At 61.4% G+C, this 17,691-nt stretch carries 16 protein-coding genes; 5 read left to right on the forward strand and 11 right to left on the reverse strand.

Going from position 1 to position 17,691, the window contains the following annotated elements; genetic code table 11:
- Positions 1–51: 51 nt before the first annotated feature.
- The 10 genes from parE to nudF all read right to left on the reverse strand — a co-directional run bounded on the left by parE (position 52) and on the right by nudF (position 8,901).
- The gene (parE, locus tag G5168_RS11195; protein ID WP_201909748.1) at positions 52–1,962 is read right to left on the reverse strand and encodes a DNA topoisomerase IV subunit B; all 1,911 of its coding nucleotides are present in this window, start codon (positions 1,960–1,962) and stop codon (positions 52–54) included.
- A gap of 115 nt (positions 1,963–2,077) precedes the next feature.
- Positions 2,078–4,087, reverse strand: coding sequence for an FUSC family protein (locus tag G5168_RS11200; protein ID WP_421252209.1), 2,010 nt, complete (start codon positions 4,085–4,087; stop codon positions 2,078–2,080).
- A 1-nt stretch (position 4,088) separates the two neighbouring features.
- Positions 4,089–4,955, reverse strand: coding sequence for an HlyD family secretion protein (locus tag G5168_RS11205; protein ID WP_005343109.1), 867 nt, complete (start codon positions 4,953–4,955; stop codon positions 4,089–4,091).
- Positions 4,948–5,175, reverse strand: a complete 228-nt coding sequence (locus G5168_RS11210; RefSeq protein ID WP_421252210.1) for a DUF1656 domain-containing protein — start codon at positions 5,173–5,175, stop codon at positions 4,948–4,950. The genes G5168_RS11205 and G5168_RS11210 overlap by 8 nt, the downstream gene beginning before the upstream one ends.
- Positions 5,176–5,303: 128 nt before the next feature.
- Positions 5,304–5,705: a GFA family protein gene (locus tag G5168_RS11215; RefSeq protein WP_421252211.1), complete on the reverse strand. Its 402-nt coding sequence runs from the start codon at positions 5,703–5,705 to the stop codon at positions 5,304–5,306.
- Positions 5,706–5,741: 36 nt separating this feature from the next.
- On the reverse strand, positions 5,742–6,365 hold the full coding sequence (locus G5168_RS11220; RefSeq protein WP_421209318.1) for an NUDIX hydrolase: 624 nt from the start codon (positions 6,363–6,365) through the stop codon (positions 5,742–5,744).
- Between the two features lie 2 nt (positions 6,366–6,367).
- Positions 6,368–6,955 (reverse strand): YqiA/YcfP family alpha/beta fold hydrolase, encoded by a 588-nt coding sequence (locus G5168_RS11225; protein WP_421252212.1) that lies wholly within the window; start codon positions 6,953–6,955, stop codon positions 6,368–6,370.
- 12 nt (positions 6,956–6,967) lie between these two features.
- Positions 6,968–7,786: a 3',5'-cyclic-AMP phosphodiesterase gene (cpdA, locus tag G5168_RS11230; RefSeq protein ID WP_421252213.1), complete on the reverse strand. Its 819-nt coding sequence runs from the start codon at positions 7,784–7,786 to the stop codon at positions 6,968–6,970.
- A 22-nt stretch (positions 7,787–7,808) separates the two neighbouring features.
- Positions 7,809–8,297, reverse strand: a complete 489-nt coding sequence (locus tag G5168_RS11235; RefSeq protein ID WP_265344412.1) for a DUF1249 domain-containing protein — start codon at positions 8,295–8,297, stop codon at positions 7,809–7,811.
- Positions 8,260–8,901, reverse strand: a complete 642-nt coding sequence (gene nudF / locus G5168_RS11240) for an ADP-ribose diphosphatase (protein ID WP_040067067.1) — start codon at positions 8,899–8,901, stop codon at positions 8,260–8,262. The genes G5168_RS11235 and nudF overlap by 38 nt, the downstream gene beginning before the upstream one ends.
- A gap of 304 nt (positions 8,902–9,205) precedes the next feature.
- On the opposite strand from nudF, the gene tolC reads away from it, so the two are divergent.
- Positions 9,206–10,528, forward strand: coding sequence for an outer membrane channel protein TolC (tolC, locus tag G5168_RS11245; protein WP_421252214.1), 1,323 nt, complete (start codon positions 9,206–9,208; stop codon positions 10,526–10,528).
- Between the two features lie 116 nt (positions 10,529–10,644).
- On the opposite strand, the gene hldE is transcribed toward tolC, so the two are convergent.
- Entirely contained in the window at positions 10,645–12,072 is a 1,428-nt protein-coding gene (gene hldE, locus G5168_RS11250; RefSeq protein ID WP_058058377.1) for a bifunctional D-glycero-beta-D-manno-heptose-7-phosphate kinase/D-glycero-beta-D-manno-heptose 1-phosphate adenylyltransferase HldE, read from the reverse strand.
- Positions 12,073–12,276: 204 nt separating this feature from the next.
- Here hldE and lpxL point away from each other — a divergent pair, with 204 nt between their 5' ends.
- The 4 genes from lpxL to G5168_RS11270 all read left to right on the forward strand — a co-directional run bounded on the left by lpxL (position 12,277) and on the right by G5168_RS11270 (position 17,588).
- On the forward strand, positions 12,277–13,200 hold the full coding sequence (gene lpxL / locus G5168_RS11255; RefSeq protein ID WP_021231687.1) for an LpxL/LpxP family Kdo(2)-lipid IV(A) lauroyl/palmitoleoyl acyltransferase: 924 nt from the start codon (positions 12,277–12,279) through the stop codon (positions 13,198–13,200).
- A gap of 627 nt (positions 13,201–13,827) precedes the next feature.
- On the forward strand, positions 13,828–15,750 hold the full coding sequence (locus tag G5168_RS11260) for a PTS mannitol transporter subunit IICBA (protein WP_421252215.1): 1,923 nt from the start codon (positions 13,828–13,830) through the stop codon (positions 15,748–15,750).
- 37 nt (positions 15,751–15,787) lie between these two features.
- Entirely contained in the window at positions 15,788–16,933 is a 1,146-nt protein-coding gene (locus G5168_RS11265) for a mannitol-1-phosphate 5-dehydrogenase (protein ID WP_421252216.1), read from the forward strand.
- 133 nt (positions 16,934–17,066) lie between these two features.
- A complete protein-coding gene (locus G5168_RS11270; RefSeq protein WP_421252217.1) occupies positions 17,067–17,588 on the forward strand; it encodes an MltR family transcriptional regulator in 522 nt (173 codons plus the stop codon).
- Positions 17,589–17,691: the final 103 nt, after the last annotated feature.

The raw sequence follows: 17,691 nt of genomic DNA on the forward strand, positions 1-17,691 counted from the left end.
AGGGCGACTCCGGCTAAATGCTTGCCGGCCCCGAGAGGGCCGGCCTACGGCTTAGATGATGGCGAGGTTGCCCTTCTCTTCCAGCCATTCGCGGCGATCGCTCGCCCGCTTCTTGGCCAGCAGCATGTCCATCAGCTGCAGGGTCTCGTCAGCCGCATCCCCTTCACTCTCCCCTGCCGGATCCATGGTGAGCTGCACCAGACGGCGGGTGTTGGGATCCATGGTGGTTTCCCGCAGCTGTTTCGGGTTCATTTCGCCCAAGCCCTTGAATCGGGTCACCATCACCTTGCCCTTCTTCTTCTCGGCTTCGACCCGCTGCAACACGCCGTTCTTCTCGTCCTCGTCGAGGGCGTAGTAGACCTCCTTGCCGATATCGATCCGGTAGAGGGGCGGCATGGCAACGTAGACGTGGCCCTTCTCCACCAGCGCACGGAAGTGCTTCACAAACAGGGCGCAGAGCAGGGTGGCGATGTGCAGACCGTCCGAGTCCGCATCCGCGAGGATGCACACCTTGCCGTAGCGCAGACCGGAGAGGTCGTTGGAGTCGGGGTCGAGACCGATGGCCACGGAAATATCGTGCACCTCCTGCGAGGCGAGCACCTGACCGGCCTCCACCTCCCAGGTGTTCAGGATCTTGCCGCGCAGCGGCATGATGGCCTGAAACTCGCGATCCCGCGCCTGCTTGGCACTGCCGCCCGCAGAGTCACCCTCCACCAGGAACAGCTCACCCTGCATGGGGTCGGCGCAGCCGCAATCGGTCAGCTTGCCGGGCAGTGCCGGGCCTTGGGTAATCTTCTTGCGCACCACCGTCTTGGCGGCGCGCATCCGGCGCTGGGCGCTGGAGATGCAGAGCTCGGCGATCTGCTCCGCCAGCTCGGTGTTGCTGTTGAGGTAGAGGCTGAAGGCATCCTTCACCACGCCGGAGACGAACGCCGAGCTCTGGCGGGAGGAGAGGCGTTCCTTGGTCTGACCGGCGAACTGCGGATCCTGCATCTTGATGGAGAGGATGTAGGCGCAGCGATCCCAGATATCTTCCGGAGTCAGCTTGACCCCGCGCGGCAGCAGGTTGCGGAACTCGCAGAACTCGCGCATGGCGTCGAGCAGACCCTGACGCAGACCGTTGACGTGAGTACCGCCCTGCGCAGTGGGAATGAGGTTCACATAGGATTCGGCGAGGCATTCGCCCCCTTCCGGCAACCAGCAGAGTGCCCAGTCCACCGCCGACTGTTCGGAGCTGAAGGAGCCGATAAAGGGCTGCTCCGGCAGGCAGGTGTACTGCTTGACCGCGTCGACCAGATAATCCTTGAGGCCATCTTCGTAGCACCACTCCAGCTTGATGCCGGTGTTCTTGTCGAGGAACTTGATGGTGAGGCCGGGGCAAAGTACCGCCTTGGCTTTGAGCAGGTGCTCCAGCTTGGTGACCGAGAACTTGGGCGAATCGAAGTAGCTCGCCTGCGGCCAGAAGCGCACCCGGGTGCCGGTGTTGCGACGACCGCAGGTGCCGGTGATGGTCAGCTCCTGCACCTTCTCGCCGCGCTCGAAGGCGATGTCGTAGACCTGACCGTCGCGACGCACCGTCACCTCGACCCGATCGGAGAGGGCATTTACTACCGAAATACCCACCCCGTGCAGACCGCCGGAGAACTGGTAGTTCTTGTTGGAGAATTTGCCGCCCGCGTGCAGCTTGCAGAGGATCAGCTCCACCCCGCTGACCCCCTCTTCCGGGTGGATATCGACCGGCATGCCGCGGCCATCGTCGATCACTTCGAGGGACTGGTCTTCATGCAGGATCACCTCCAGATTGCGGGCGTGACCTGCCAGCGCTTCATCGACGCTGTTGTCGATGACCTCCTGGCCGAGGTGATTGGGCCGGGTGGTGTCGGTATACATGCCGGGGCGGCGACGCACCGGTTCAAGGCCATTGAGGACCTCAATGGCATCCGCATTGTATTGAGTAGACATGGAGGGCCTTGCGAATTGACGTTTGGGGAGAATCTTACTCGTTGGGAGGGTATTGGACAAACTTGGCTGCGGGAAAGGGTGATCCGGAGGGGATTGTGCCCCTCCCAAGGCTGTTTCAGCTCCCCTCGGCGGGGCCCGGCAGCGCCTGTTGCAGCTGGGAGAGCGAACTTTGCAGCCGCCACACCATGCCTGCCAGCTCTCGCGCCGTGCCATCGCCATGGTTGGCCAGCCCCTGACTGATCCGCTGCAGCTCGGCCAGCGTGCGATCCAAGGAGGCGTGCTGCACCCCCTGCTCGGTGAGGATCCCCTTCAGGCTGCGGATACAGTTGTCGCGCACCAGATAGAGGGGGTGCTCGTCACCGCGCCACTGGCGCAGCTGCCAGACGATATGGCTGCAGTTGAGCAGCACCACGCCCCAGCGCAATACCCAGAGGCGGGCGGTCTGATCCTGACTCTGGCCGAGCTGGCTGATGCAGTGGTAGATGAGCGACTCGAACTGGCTCTCGCTCTGGCGCGGGGCGGGCTCCAGCTGATCCATGAAGTGGCGGCGCAGGGAGCGGATGAGGCGGCGGCTCTTGCGCCGATCCGAGCTGGGTCGCAGCAGCTGAAACGCCAGCGCGGCGCTCATCACCCCCAGCATCTGGGCAAGGCTGCTGTTGATGAACTGCTGATAGTCGTAGCTGGGCGGATTGGTGATGGCGAGAAACGAGCCGAGCAGCACGATCATCTGGCCCCAGAGGCCCGCCTGCCGCACCTGCTGTTGTTTGCAGAGCTGCATGGTGAGCAGCGCCGGAAAGAGCAAGAGGCAGAAGATCCAGAAATCGTCGATGCGGATCATCAGGCCAAACTTGACCGTAAAGCAGATGAGGCTGAGCAGCAGGATCGCCCTGAGCATGGTGTTGGCCCCCTGAGCCGGCGCCGGGGTCGCCGAGTAGAGCACGCAGCAGATGGAGAGCATGGTGAGCGCCGAGCTGCCCGCATCCCACTGACTGTTGATCCAGAAAGTGCAGCCGAGCAGCACGCAGAGGAAGGTGCGCCCGCCGTTGTAGGCGGCCTCCAGCGTGTCGGTATGGCTGGTGAGGGAGGTGTGACGGGGCGGCACCGGCCACTCCTGATCGTCGTAGCGGGTCAACCGGTCGAGCCAGCGCTGGCACTCCAGATAGCTCCAGCAGAAATGGCGCAGCCGCAGCAAAAAGGTGCGCAGCCGGTAATCATGCTCGCTGGTCGGCATCAGGGGAGCCAGCAACCTCGCGACCCGATACTTGTCGCACCCAGGCTTGCCAAGCTCGGCCAGCAGGGTGGCGAGCAGCGCCTGAATGCCTTCCGGTTGTTCCGGCCAGTTGTGCAGCATGCGGCGCTGGCTGGAGATAAGGCTGATGAGCCGCAGCTGGCGATGGAGCAGGAAGTTGAGCAGCCGGTTCTGGCGCCGCAGCCGGTGGTGACTCCAGACCGCCTGAATGCGTAGTACGTTCATGGTGAGGATCTGGCCGATCAACCCCTCGTGGGAGCTGCGTACCTCGTGCGTCATCTCCCCCAGCCAGAGCAGCTGGGCATGCTCCAGCAGGCGGGCTTGGCTCTTGCGCAGGGATTCCAGCAGGGTTTCGCTATCCGAGGTGCTGGGCAGGATCATCATCATCAGACCGCCGCAGAGGATGCCGATGATCACCTCGCTCACCCGCGCCTGGGCAATATCGAAGATATGGTGGGGATCCGCCACGTTGACGCAGGAGAAGGCGATGATGGCGGCGGTGTAACCGCCGAGGGCAAAGGCGTAGGAGACGTTGTTCTGATAGTGGTTGGAGATGTAGGTGCACAAGCCCAGCCAGAGGGCGATAAGGAAGCTGAACAGCCAGGGATCGCTGATGCCAAGACCGGTGATCACCACCGCCGCCATCGCCCCCATCAGGCTGCCAACCACCCGCCCCAGACTCTTGCTGATCACCCCGCCCACGGTGGGAAAACTCACCACCGCGGCCGAGCTCATCGCCCAGTAGGGGGAGTCGAGCTGCAGCACGAAGGCCAGCCAGAGCGACAGGCACATGGCCAGCGCGTTGCGCAGGGCATAACGCCACTGCCCCCCTGTCGCCTTCCCCCAGGGGGTGCGCAGCCAGAACGACTCGCTCACCCTACTCGCCAATGGTGATGGTGCAGGTGGTACCGGCGATCAGCGTCACGTCCGCCGGCACATCCAGCAGCTTGATCCGCACCGGTACCCGCTGGGCCAGCCGCACCCAGGGCACGTTCGGTTTGACGTCGATCAGCAGGCCGTTGCCGCCATCGACGCTCTGATCGTGGATGGCGCGTCCTATGCTCTCCACCTCGCCGCGCAACCGCTGTTCACCGCTGTAGAGCACCACTTCGGCCGGTTTGCCCGGCGCTATGTGGCCAAGCTTGGTCTCTTCAAAGTAACCCTGCACATAGAAGGAGTGAGTATCCACCAGCGCCACCAGCGGCACACCGGCGCTGGCGTAGTTGCCGACCCGGGTCTGCAGGTTGGTGATGTAGCCATCGCTCGCAGCATGCACCCGGGTCTTGGCCAGCGACCACTCCGCCTTCTCCAGATTGGCCTGTGCCACCTGATAGGCCGCCTGCATCGCCTGGGCATTGAGACGCGCCTCATCCATCGTCTCGGCGGAGATGACGCTGCGCGACAGGCCGCTGCGGCGGTTCGCCTCATGCTCTGCCTTGTCGAGATCCGATTTCGCCTTGGCCAGCGCCGCCCGGGCATTATCGAGGGCGATCCGGTAGGGCTCGGGGTCGAGCGTAAAGATCTCCTCCCCCGCCTTCACCAGCTGGTTGTCCTTCACCGCTATCTTGATGATCTTGCCCGACACCTCGGGGGTAATGCTGACCAGCTCGGCGCGCACCTTGCCATCCCGGGTCCAGGGCCCCTGCATGTAGTAGTTCCACAGCCACCAGCCCGCCGCCAGCGCCAGCGCGCAGACCAGCAGGGTAGAGAAGTATTTGAGGGTCGCGAGAGGTGATTTAGCCATGTAACAGCATCCATAGAGCGCCGCTGACGGCGAGGATAAAGAGGGAGAGATCCATTAGCAAGGGGTGCCAGACATCCCCGCCATAGAGCCAGTCGCGCAGCAGATGGTGCACCGGCAGCCAGCAGAGCAGGCCGAGCAGCACCGCCTTGAACAGCGGCGGAAAGTAGAGAGAGGCGCCCAGTACCAGATCCGGCAGCGCAGAAGGAGTTGTCACAAACATGCTCCCTGTTGGCAGTGAAGTTCAGAAGAGTTCGGCCATCCCCTGCCCCGGGCGAGGCAAAGTAAACAGGCCGCTAAAGATTAACACTGCCCCGCAGGGTGCAACAGGAACATATGAGCCCCTTTTGTTCAGGCCTGTCGATCCGCTGGATGGTGCACGTCATCGCGCGTCGGCACCGCCCCCAGCTCGAACGGGTTGACCCCTTCGAGACAAGCGAGGTTGTAGCCATACTCGGCCGGGTTGGAGCGGCGCTGATGGTGGGTATAGATGCCGCAGATACTGCAGAAGTAGTGTTTGGCGGTGCGGGTATTGAACTGGTAGCAGCGCAGCACCTCCTCCCCTTGCAGAATGCGGATGCCGGACAGCGGCACCGAGGCGACGATAGCGCCCCGACGTCGGCATAACGAGCAGTCACAGCGGCGCGGATCAACCACCCCATCCGGCAGGGTCAGCTCCAGCACCACGGCGCCGCAGTGGCAGCTGGCCTTGTGTTTCTCTTGAATCGGGGTATTGCCGATGCGCTTGATCATCCAGCCTCCTTGCAGACGGGTTCACTTCCTCAGATGTCAATCAAACAGGGTATCGCGCCGCCCCTGCTGCAAGTGCTCATGGAGGGTGCGCAACTGGGAGGCCACCACCCGATGGCGGGAGAGCGGGGGCAAGTCGTCGATGGGGAAGTAACCCGCCCCTTTGGTTTCATCGGTTTCGCCCAGCAGCTGGCCGCCGGCCACCTCGCACAGAAAGAAAGCCTTGTGGGCGTGAGGCAGCTGGGGCGGATGAGGATGTTTTAGCTTGTCGAACAGGGCCAGCAGTTGCACCGCACGGCACTCAAGGCCGGTCTCCTCCACCACTTCACGCACCACGGCATCCGCCGGCGAGTCACCGATATCGCACCAGCCACCGGGCAGAGTCCAGCAGTCGTCGCTGCGCTCCTGTACCAGCAGGATATGGCCCGCATCGTTCTGAATGAAGGCCCGCACATCGAGCTTGGGGGTGGGATAACCACTGTCGAGGGCAATCCAGTCGCTGATGGCTTCCGGCGCCAGCTCGCCCTGGCTGGCGATAAGGGCCACGGTGGCCGCTCGCAGCGCCTCGAAACGGCCGATATCGAAGGGGTCTTTGGAGTAGGTGAGGCCCGCTTGCGCCGTGACCAGTACCTGTTCCAGAAAGGCGGCCAACGGCGGTTGCATGATTAAAGCCCGAGGAAACGGATGATCTGGGCGGGGTAGCGCTCGAACGCCACGAAGGCGTGGTCGCCGCCGCACTCCAGCGAGAGGCGGGCAAAGCGGTATTCGTCCAGCGCCTTACGGTAGTCGAGCACCTCATCCCCCTGCTGTTGCAGCACCCAGAGTCGCTCCGGCGCCGTCACCGGTACCGCCAGTGTCCGCAGCTCGTCCATATGTTGAGGCAGCAGTTCGTACTGCTCACCCGTATAGGGATTGGTCTGGGGGCCAAGGTAGTCGCAAAGCAGCTCGTGCGGGCGCACCGCCGGATTGATCAGCGCCGCGCGGCAGCCGTACTGCTCGCTGACCCGGGTCGCCATAAAGCCGCCGAGGGAGCTACCCACGGCGCCGAGCTTGTAGTCACTACCATAACGACGCTGCAGATCAGCAATGGTCTGCTCGATAGCCGCCCAGGCCGCCGCTGGCGTATTGGGCTGGGCCGGAATGATCACCTCGATGTCGGGCCGGTTGGCGGCCACCCAGGCAGCCATCTGCTGCGCCTTGGCGGAGCCCGGTGAGGAGTTGAAACCGTGCAGATAAAGGAGAACCGACTTCATGCAATGCTCTCCTCAATAACCGGTGGCGTTGGGGTCGGGCACAAACTGTCCCACCGGCAGGCGCCACACCTCGCTGGCCACCCGCCCATCCGGATAGAGGGTGAGATAGCGCCAGCCCGGGCCGGATTCATCCAGCGCGAAGCCATCAGAGAGGGGTTTGAACTGGATGCAGGTCGATGGGCTGGCGATCAGCCGTACGCCGCGGTGCACCTCGTCAAACTCCTGATGGACGTGGCCAAACAGGATGGTCTTCTGCTGCGGGTGACGGGCCAGCACGGCAAACAGATCATCGGCATTCTTGAGATTGTGCTGATCCAGCCAGGCACAGCCCACCGGCACCGCCTGATGGTGCAGGGCGATAAGGGCGTGGCGATCCGGATACTGACGCAGGGCGCGGTCGAGCGCCTCCAGCTGGTGATCGCCGATCATGCCGTGGGGTTTGCCACGAACCTGGGTGTCGAGCAGGATCACCTGCCAGTGGTCGCCCACCAGCTGCTTGGATTCGCTGATCCCGGCGGCATGAAGCTGCTCGGTCATCAGGGGACTGTCATCATGGTTGCCGGGCAACCAGTAGATGGGGCGGCCAAGAGGCGCCATCATGGAGGCGAAGCGCTGATAGGACTCCGGGCTGTGATCCTGCGACAGGTCGCCAGTCGCCAGAATCACCTCGTAGGGATGGTCGTTGGCCTGCACCCGCTCCAGCACCGCAGCCAGACTCTCGGCGGTGGGCACAGCCAGCAGCCGACCCTCGGCACTGGCAAAAAGATGGGTATCAGTAATTTGCAACAGGCGCACACTGCCGTCCTGCGCCTGGGGGAGCTCTGTTTCCAAAATCACGCTTCTTTATATTTGTTCAACTGGAGATATTGATCGGGCTGGTACCATGTCTGAGACAAAATTTTAGCCACTCGGCCAGAAACAGATTTACCTGCTCCTTTTCATCCCGCTGGTGCATCTTTTTATTGGGATAATCATAACGTGGTTGCAAACGGGAAATCTGTTGCGCTGCACACACTTCCGCCATCCGCACATCATGATACAAACGAATCTCTATCTGAGCTTGTAAATATTCGGGCAATTCGGGGTTGTGCTGGCTCAGGATCACCTGATTGGTGAAGCGACTCTCGCCAATGATGGTGAGCTGGAACTGCAGGTCATTGCCGACCCGATAGCGGCGCTCGGCTCCCACCTCCCCTTCCGGAGGTAGCAGCTTCATCAGCGCCATATAGTTGACCTCGCAGGTACGCTGCAAGGACATCAGGTCAGGCACATAGCGCCTGCTCTGTTGCAGGGTCAGCGCCACCTCAGCGATCCGCCAGCCAGCGGGCACGCAGCTCGCCATGGTTGAGGGCCAGCCACTGCAGGGCGATGACCGAGGCAGCGTTGTCGATACGTCCCTCTTTGAGCCAGGCATAGGCCTGCTCGCGGCTCACCACGTGCACCCGGATATCCTCGCCCTCATCAGCCAGACCGTGCAGACCACTCGCCTTGCTGGCATCCACCTCGCCCACATAAACCTCGATCCGCTCGGTGCTGCCACCCGGGCTCACCAGATAGCTGATGGCATGTTCACAGCGGGCAACCTCGATCCCGGCCTCTTCCACCGCTTCGCGACGCACCACCGCCTCGGCGGTCTCGCCTTCGTCGATGATGCCGGCCACCAGCTCCAGCAGCCAGGGGGTCGGGCTGGTCTCCATGGCGCCGATACGGAACTGCTCCACCAACACTATCTGGTCGCGCACTGGATCATAGGGCAGCAGCGCGGCGGCATGGCCCCGCTCGAACAGCTCGCGCACGATGGGCTGGTTCCAGCCGCCCGCAAATAACCGATGCTGCAGACGATAGACATTCACCTTGAAGAAGCCGTTATATCCAGCTGATTTTTCAATGATTTTCACATCATCGGCGGCGTAATGCCGATCTTGCGGCAAGGGTTGCTGCGACATCCGGGGCTCCCGTCAGCTTGACTTGTATCAGTTTGACCATAAAATCCGAGGAACATGAATGAACGTTCATTCACTCGGCGTGCCATGGTAATGAGGGGTGGATTTTAGCAGCCACAGACCATTTGGCTAGGCGCGCGGGGAGAAAACTGCGTCCGGTTCTTGACGTTCCCGTCACCGGACCTGAGACTCTTAGCATTAAATTTTGCTTATAGTAGAGTGATTAAGCTGCAATCAAGCTTGGTCGGTGACAATATTTGCCTCTCCAGCAACCAGTTTGGGTTACTACATAAGGTTAAAACGATCTATGAAAAGAACACTTTTGTCAGTCATGGTGTTGCTGGGCGTCAGTGCCGGTGCCCATGCCGAAAACCTGCTCGACATCTACCAGCAAGCCCAGATCAAAGACCCGCAGTTGCTGCAGTCCAAAGCCGTTCGCGACCAGGCCTTCGAGAAGATCAACGAATCCCGTGCCCCTCTGCTGCCCCAGATCGATCTGGGTGCCGGGCTCAATTATCTGCAAAACAAGAACGATACCCAGAGCAATACCAACGCCAAGGGCGAGGTGACGCTGTCGCAATCCCTCTATCGTCGCAGTAACTGGGTCAATCTGGATATCAGCGAGAAGCAGGCCACTCAGTCAGATGTCGCCTACAACCTCGAGATCCAGAACCTGATGGTGCGCACCGCCAAAGCCTACTTTGATGTGCTCAAGGCGATGGATACCCTGGAGTTCGTTCGTGCCAACAAGGTTGCGGTAGAGCGTCAGCTGGAGCAAACCCAGCAGCGTTTCGAAGTGGGCCTGACCGCCATCACCGACGTCCATGAAGCTGAAGCCTCCCGCGACCAGGCGCTGGCTGACGAGATCAATGCCGAAAACTCGCTGGACAACAGCTACGAGACCCTGCGCGAGCTGACCGGTATCGATCACCGCAATCTGGACGTGCTGAACACCGCTCGTTTCAGCCCGCAGAAGACCGCCTTCGGCTCCGACAAGTGGCTGGAGCTGGCGCTGGACAAGAACCTGCAACTGCACAGTGCCCGCATCAGCAAGGACATTGCCAAGGAGCAGATCGATCTGGCCAAAACCGGCCATGAGCCGACGCTGGATCTGGGGGCCGGACTGCAAACCAGCAATACCGATTACAAGCTGGATAGTATTCAGAGCGGCGGCAATGACAATCAGGCCAATATCGGTCTGACCTTCAAACTGCCCATCTACAGTGGTGGCGCCACCAGCTCCAAGGTAAAACAGGCTCAATACAACTACGTTGCGGCCAGTGAACTGCTGGAGAAGAACTTCCGCTCGGTGCAGAGCACAGTGCGCTCCTCCTACAACAACGTGAACGCCAGCATCGGCTCGGTACGTGCCTACAGCCAGTCTGTGGTCTCCGCCGACAGCGCCCTGAAGGCAACCGAAGCCGGTTACGAAGTGGGTACCCGTACCATCGTCGACGTGCTGGACTCTACTCGCAAGCTGTACGAGGCCAAGCAGAAGCTCTCCGAAGCCCGTTACAACTACATTCTCAATATCCTGAGCCTGAAACAGGCTGCCGGTATTCTGGAAGCGCAGGATCTGGTGGAAGTGAACCAGGGTCTGATGCCTGCCACGGCAAAAGCCAAAGGCTGATAGCCGCTATCGGACATGAAAAAGGCGACCGCAAGGTCGCCTTTTTGTTATCCGTATTTCTGCCGGTTTGCTACCACCGATAGTGAGCCCCGCCAGATTGCGGGGCTAGCAGAACGTTAGCCGCGCTCGCGGATCGTCTTGATGATGTCGGTGGTGGAGCAGCCATCCTCGAAGTTGAGGACGCGCACCTCGCCACCATTGGCGGTCACCTCGGCGTAACCGGCGATATCTTCCGGCTTGTAGTCACCGCCCTTGACCAGCAGATCCGGCAGGATCTCGGCGATCAGGCGCTGCGGGGTATCCTCGGAGAAGGGCACCACCCAGTCCACCGCGCCCAGCGCAGCCAGTACGGCCATGCGGCGCTCAGTCGGGTTGACCGGACGACCCGGCCCTTTCAGGCGACGAACCGACTCGTCGGTGTTGACCGCCACGATCAGGCGATCCCCCAGCTTGCCGGCGTTGGCCAGATAGGAGACATGGCCGGCGTGCAGGATGTCGAAGCAACCGTTGGTCATCACCACCTTCTCGCCGCGCAGACGGGCGGCACGAACCGCCACTTTCAGTTGGGCTTCGGACATGACGCCGAAGCCGGTCTCCTGCTCGGTGTAGAGGGCGTTGGCCAGCTCGACCGGACTGACGGTAGAGGTACCCAGCTTGCCGACCACGATACCGGCTGCGGTATTGGCCAGCGCACAGGCTTCGTCCAGGCTCTTGCCTGCCGCCAGCGAGGTGGCGAGGGTCGAGATGACGGTATCACCGGCACCGGTCACATCATAAACCTCGTGGGCCTGAGCTGGCAGATGCAGCTCTGGCTGACCTTCGCGGATCAGGGTCATGCCGTTCTCGGAACGGGTGACCAGCAGGGCATCCAGCTCGAAACGCTTGACCAGATCCAACCCCTTGGCGACCAGCTCCTCTTCGCTCTTCACCTTGCCCACCACGGCTTCGAATTCGGACATGTTGGGGGTCAGCAGGGTGGCGCCGCGGTACTTCTCGAAGTCGGTACCCTTGGGGTCGACCAGCACCGGAATACCGGCGGCTCGGGCGCGCTGGATCATGCCGGGCACGTCGTTGAGAGCACCCTTGCCATAGTCGGAGAGGATCATCACGTCGCTATTCGGCAGCGCCTGCTCGACCTTGCTCATCAGCAGGGTGGCATCGACGGAGTGGAAGGGCTCTTCAAAGTCCAGACGCAGCAGCTGCTGGTTGCGGGACAGCACCCGCAGCTTGGTGATAGTCGGGAAGTCGGCCAGACGAACGAAATCACAGGCCACCTTGACGCCAGCCATCTGGCCAGCCAAGGCATCGGCTGCCTCGTCCTGACCGGTCAGGCCAAGCAGCACAGCGTGAGCGCCAAGGGCGGCGGAGTTGAGGGCCACGTTGGCCGCGCCACCCGGGCGCTCCTCAATGTGTTCAACCTTGACCACGGGCACCGGTGCCTCGGGGGAGATCCGACCGGTAGGGCCATGCCAGTAACGGTCCAACATGACATCGCCAACGACCAGAACGCGGGCTTTTTCAAAATCGGGCAGGGTGATCTTCATCTGTATCGACTCTCAAAACCTGAAAAATCAGCGGGCGATTTTATCACACTCTTTTATCCGGTGTAGAAAAAGCCGACCGCAGTTGCCGCCGCTGTCACGCTAACCGGACGCAGGCTACCCCTCTGACCAGCACACAGCCATTCGCCCCCGCCCCCCCTTTTCGGCTAGAATCCCCCGATTGTGTTTGCGAACAAGAGATTAGCCATGGCCCATGACAACGCTCCCCGCCTGGAGCCCCGCCTGTTTCATCCCCGTTACTGGGCCAGCTGGTTCGGCCTCGGCCTGCTCTGGCTGCTGACCCTGCTGCCGTGGCGTAGCCAGATGTGGCTGGGCCGTCAGCTCGGTCGTCTCGCCGCCAGGATATTGAAGTCCCGGGTCAAGATTGCCCGTCGCAACCTGGAGCTGGCGATGCCCGAGCTGACCCGGGATGAGCGGGAGAAACTGCTCAAGGCAAACTTCGAGAGCGTGGGCTGCGCCGTGTTCGAGGTGGGGATCGCCTGGTTCTGGCCAGACTGGCGGATGCGCAACCTGATGAAGGTGGAAGGGGAAGAGCACGTCATCGCCGCCATGGAAAAAGGTCAGGGCATGCTGCTGCTCTCCTGCCACTTCCTGACGCTGGAACTCAACGCCCGCTGTTTCGGGCTGGTGCGCCCCGGGGTCGGTGTCTATCGCCCCAACACCAACCCGGTATTGGAGTATGCCCAGTACCACGGTCGCTGCGCCTCCAACAAATATCTGGTGGACCGGATGGATGTGAAGGGGATGATCAAGGCGCTGCGCAACGGCGACGCCCTCTGGTATGCACCGGATCATGACTACGGCAGCCACGCCAGCGTGTTCGTGCCCTACTTCGCGGTAGAGCAGGCCGCCACCATCACCGGCACCGCCACCCTGGCGCGGGTGAAGAACACCGTCACCCTGCCCTGCTACAACATCCGCACCAGCGAGGGTTACACCTTGCATATCGGCGCGCCGCTCGCCGACTACCCGAGCGGAGATGACATGGTTGATGCCGCCCGCGCCAACCGCGAGATTGAAGCCGCCGTGCGCAAGGCGCCGGAGCAGTACATGTGGCTCCATCGCCGCTTCAAGACCCGCCCCTCCCCCGAGGATGCCGGCTTCTACTAAGCCGCAGCCCCCGACAGGGGATAGCTCGTAAAAACCGACAAACCGCCTGCTGGCGGTTTGTTTTTATCTGCTGTCTGGCCTGCGCGGCAAGCAAGCGCCCCGAACATCTGCCGCTCGATAACATCCTGCATGTTGGCGCCCATTCCCACCAGCCAGCAGCAAAAGAGACCTCATCGCCGACCGTAAAAACTGAAAGCGGGTTACAAATTTATTGATTCATTGGTAAGCAATGGAGTATTTCGATAGATCCATCGTCACTACCCGCTGATGAGTGACTGAGTGACTTGTCCCATTCGAATACAAAAATTGAATTTGTGACGAAAGTCACCATTCAACAAGAGGGCCACAAAACAACTTTAGTGACTTTAGTCACAAAAAATGACCATACAAAACAGAAAAGATCGAAATGTAGCCGAATTACAGCTTGGGAATGTGATGTGGGTCACTTGTTATGGAGGGGGTATCGCTGGGTATCTGAGAGCTGGATCACAAGACACCCCGTTTTCAGCCTAATTTGATCGCAAGCTGGTAGATTGAAGTTGCTTAGACGACAGGGATGGAGGTTCGGCAAAACCGGCCATCCCGACTACCACTTTTAATCAAACAGGCTTAAAACGGGGTCCCGACATGTTATCACCGGATACCAAAGTCAAGATACAGAATTTTGGACGCTTCCTGTCCAATATGGTCATGCCCAACATAGGCGCCTTTATCGCCTGGGGCTTTATCACCGCCCTCTTCATCCCCACCGGCTGGCTGCCCAATGAAACCTTGGCCAAGCTGGTCGGCCCCATGATCACCTACCTGCTGCCGCTGCTGATTGGCTACACCGGCGGCAAACTGATGGGCGGTGAGCGCGGCGGCGTGGTCGGTGCCATCACCACCATGGGTGTCATCGTGGGAACCGATATCCCCATGTTCATGGGAGCCATGATGGTCGGCCCGCTCGGTGGCTGGGCCATCAAGCGCTTCGACAAGGCGATGGACGGTCGCGTCAAGAGCGGCTTCGAGATGCTGGTCAACAACTTCTCCGCCGGCCTTATCGGCATGCTGCTGGCCATCCTCGCCTTCTTCGTCATTGGCCCCTTCGTCAAGGTGCTCTCCGACCTGCTGGCCGGTGGCGTCGGCTTCCTGGTGGATAACCACATGCTGCCGCTCACCTCCATCTTCGTCGAGCCGGCCAAGATCCTGTTCCTCAACAACGCCATCAACCACGGCATCTTCTCGCCGCTGGGGATCCAGCAGGCCACCGAGCACGGCAGCTCCATCTTCTTCCTGATTGAAGCGAACCCGGGCCCGGGCATGGGCGTGCTGCTGGCTTACATGGTGTTCGGTCGTGGTGCGGCCAAGCAGTCCGCGGCTGGCGCCTCAATCATTCACTTCTTCGGCGGCATCCACGAGATCTACTTCCCGTATGTGCTGATGAACCCGCGCCTCATTCTGGCGGTGATCGCCGGTGGCATGACCGGGGTCTTTACCCTGACCCTGTTCAACGCCGGTCTGGTCTCACCCGCGTCGCCGGGCTCCATCTTCGCAGTGTTGTTGATGACACCGAAAGCCTCCCTGATCGGGGTCGCCCTCTCCATCATCAGCGCCACTCTGGTCTCCTTCCTGGTCGCCGCCGTATTCGTTCGCGCCCAGCAGCCGGAAGCCGACGAGGCCGATGCCCTCGGTGAAGCCACTCGCAAGATGAAAGCCATGAAGGGCGGCAAGCCCGAAACCGCAGCGGCCAAGAAGCCGGGCGGCGAACTGATGGCGGTGCGCAATATCGTGGTCGCCTGCGATGCGGGCATGGGTTCCAGCGCCATGGGTGCCGGCCTGCTGCGCAAGCGGGTACAGGCCGCCGGGCTCGATATCAGCGTCACCAACCGCGCCATCGATCAGCTCGACGATCAGGTGGACTGGGTCATCACTCACAAGGATCTGACCGAGCGGGCCCGTCGCCATGCGCCGAACGCTCACCATATTTCCCTGACCAACTTCCTCGACAACGGCCTCTATCAGGAGCTGGTACAGAGCCTGACTCAGGCCGCCAACGATGATGTCGCCAACCCGCAACTGCTGGTGGCGGCCAACGATGACAGCTACGAGCCGCAAGCGGCCGAAGTCTTTACCCTGAGCCGTCATGACGTGCATCTGGGACTGAAAGCCGACAACAAGGAGGCCGCCATCCTTACCGCAGGCCGACTGCTGGCAGAACGTGGCTACGTGGCGCCCGACTACGTCAACGCCATGCTGGAACGTGAACAGCTGGTCTCCACCTACCTCGGCGAATCCATCGCCGTGCCGCACGGCACCATCGCCGCCAAGGAGTTTGTGAAGCGTACCGGCATCGTCATCTGCCAGTACCCGGCCGGGGTCGCCTTTGGCGAGGCTGCCGATGAGGTAGCACGGCTGGTGATCGGTATCGCCGCCCGCAACGACGAACACATGCAGGTGATAACCCGCCTGACCAATGCACTGGATGAACCCGGTCTCATCGACCGGCTGGCCAGCACCACGGATCCCCAGGCCTTCCTGGATCTGCTGGGTGCCGAACAGGCTGCGTAATCATCTTTCATCGTCTTTGGTTCAAGAGGTTAATATCATGAAAACATTGCATTTTGGTGCTGGTAACATCGGTCGCGGCTTTATCGGCAAAGTGCTGGCGGATGCCAGCCATCAGGTCACCTTCGCCGACGTAAACGACACCCTGATCGACCAGCTCAACCACCGTCAGGAGTACAAGGTCCATGTGGTGGGGGCAGATCAGAAGCTGGACGTGGTGCGCAACGTGGCGGCGGTGAGCTCCGCCGGTCACGAGGTGATCGCCCGTATCATCACTGCCGATCTGGTCACCACCGCGGTCGGCCCCAACATTCTGGACAAGATTGCCAGTACCCTGGCCAAGGGGCTGCAGGCCCGCTTCGATGCCGGCAACCTGACACCGCTGAACGTCATCGCCTGCGAAAACATGGTGCGCGGCACAAGCCACCTCAAGCGGGAGGTACTCAAGTACCTGCCGGTCGCGTATCATGCCACGCTCGAATCCTGTATCGGCTTCGTCGACTCGGCGGTGGATCGCATCGTGCCGCCCTCCGCGGCTGCCAACGATGATCCGCTGGAAGTGACGGTCGAGAGCTTCAGTGAGTGGATCGTCGACCAGACCCAGTTCAAGGGAGAGCTGCCACAGGTGGCGGGCATGGAACCCACCGACAACCTGATGGCCTTCGTCGAGCGCAAGCTGTTCACCCTCAACACCGGCCACATCGTCACCGCCTATCTCGGCAAGCTGCGGGGCTACCGCACAGTGCGCGAGGCGATCGAAGATCCGGTGATCCGCAGCAAGGTGCGCCGCGCCATGGAAGAGAGCGGTGCCGTGCTGGTGAAACGCTACGGCTTCGACCCGCGCCTGCATGCCGCCTACATCGAGAAGATCCTCTCCCGCTTCGCCAACCCCTATCTGGTGGACGAGATTGACCGGGTCGGTCGTCAGCCGCTGCGCAAGCTGGCGGCGGGGGATCGACTGGTGAAGCCGCTACTGGGCACCCTGGAGTACGGCCTGCCGAGCGATCAGTTGCAGGAGGGGATCGCCGCGGCGCTCCACTATCGCAATGCCGATGATCCTCAGGCGGTCGAGCTGCAACAGCTGCTAGCGGAGCTGGGCCCAGCCAAAGCGTTGGCCCGCGTCACCGGACTGGATGAAGAGAGCGAGGTGGTTCGCGCCATCGTCGCCCGTTACGAAACCCTGTAATGACCCTGCTTGCGGCGCATTCAGCCACCACTGATAGCGCGCCAAGCGCTTGAATGGCAAGGGAATGTGCCCCATATGATAAAAACCGGGAGAGAGGCTGACTCTCTCCCTGTCAGCTGGACCCAATGCACCTATGACCACACACCAGGAAGATGAAGTACTGGAACGACTGAACGAGCAGGATGGCCCCCGCGGCTTCTTTCTCGAAGCCGTGACCATCCTGGAAGAGGCGGTCGACTCCCTGATGCGACGCGCGTTCCGTCAGGAGGAGTATGCCGTCAAATACGCCATCGAACCCCTGCTCAACCAGAGCGGCCCCCTCGGCCAGCTGGAGGTGCGCCTCAAGCTCATCTTCGCCCTCGGCCTCATCTCACTCGAGCGCTATCAGGATATCGAAGCCTATATCAAGATCCGCGACTTTCTGGTGCGCGACCCCAAGGATTACCGCTTCAGCGACAAGCCGATCAGCGATCTGCTCGACCGCCTGCACGGGGTCAATCAGGGCGGCATGATGAAGCTGGAGCCCCCCGCCAGCGAAGAGGATTGGGCCTTCTACCAGATGCAGCTCAACCGGCTCGATCAGATGGTGCGCTCCGCACTGGTACTGGCGCTGGCCGACTGTGTCGGCGAGCTCCACAAGGAGAGCCCCATCTAATCCGGCCCCAAGGCCACCCCATCACCACGGTTGGCGTCTGGCTGGCGCCCTGCACACCACCGCCAGCCACCATGACGCCGACTGTCGCACATCTCCCCATACC

Origin of the sequence: Aeromonas sp. 600724 (assembly GCF_049175135.1) — a bacterium.
Taxonomy (GTDB): Bacteria; Pseudomonadota; Gammaproteobacteria; order Enterobacterales; family Aeromonadaceae; genus Aeromonas; species Aeromonas veronii_A.

Coding starts and splice junctions, on each gene's coding strand:
- parE (WP_201909748.1), bottom strand. CDS start 1,962: ATGTCTACTCAATACAATGCGGATGCCATTGAGGTCCTCAATGGCCTT.
- G5168_RS11205 (WP_005343109.1), bottom strand. CDS start 4,955: ATGGCTAAATCACCTCTCGCGACCCTCAAATACTTCTCTACCCTGCTG.
- G5168_RS11210 (WP_421252210.1), bottom strand. CDS start 5,175: ATGTTTGTGACAACTCCTTCTGCGCTGCCGGATCTGGTACTGGGCGCC.
- G5168_RS11215 (WP_421252211.1), bottom strand. CDS start 5,705: ATGATCAAGCGCATCGGCAATACCCCGATTCAAGAGAAACACAAGGCC.
- G5168_RS11220 (WP_421209318.1), bottom strand. CDS start 6,365: ATGCAACCGCCGTTGGCCGCCTTTCTGGAACAGGTACTGGTCACGGCG.
- G5168_RS11225 (WP_421252212.1), bottom strand. CDS start 6,955: ATGAAGTCGGTTCTCCTTTATCTGCACGGTTTCAACTCCTCACCGGGC.
- G5168_RS11235 (WP_265344412.1), bottom strand. CDS start 8,297: ATGGCGAGCTGCGTGCCCGCTGGCTGGCGGATCGCTGAGGTGGCGCTG.
- nudF (WP_040067067.1), bottom strand. CDS start 8,901: ATGTCGCAGCAACCCTTGCCGCAAGATCGGCATTACGCCGCCGATGAT.
- tolC (WP_421252214.1), top strand. CDS start 9,206: ATGAAAAGAACACTTTTGTCAGTCATGGTGTTGCTGGGCGTCAGTGCC.
- hldE (WP_058058377.1), bottom strand. CDS start 12,072: ATGAAGATCACCCTGCCCGATTTTGAAAAAGCCCGCGTTCTGGTCGTT.
- lpxL (WP_021231687.1), top strand. CDS start 12,277: ATGGCCCATGACAACGCTCCCCGCCTGGAGCCCCGCCTGTTTCATCCC.
- G5168_RS11260 (WP_421252215.1), top strand. CDS start 13,828: ATGTTATCACCGGATACCAAAGTCAAGATACAGAATTTTGGACGCTTC.
- G5168_RS11265 (WP_421252216.1), top strand. CDS start 15,788: ATGAAAACATTGCATTTTGGTGCTGGTAACATCGGTCGCGGCTTTATC.
- G5168_RS11270 (WP_421252217.1), top strand. CDS start 17,067: ATGACCACACACCAGGAAGATGAAGTACTGGAACGACTGAACGAGCAG.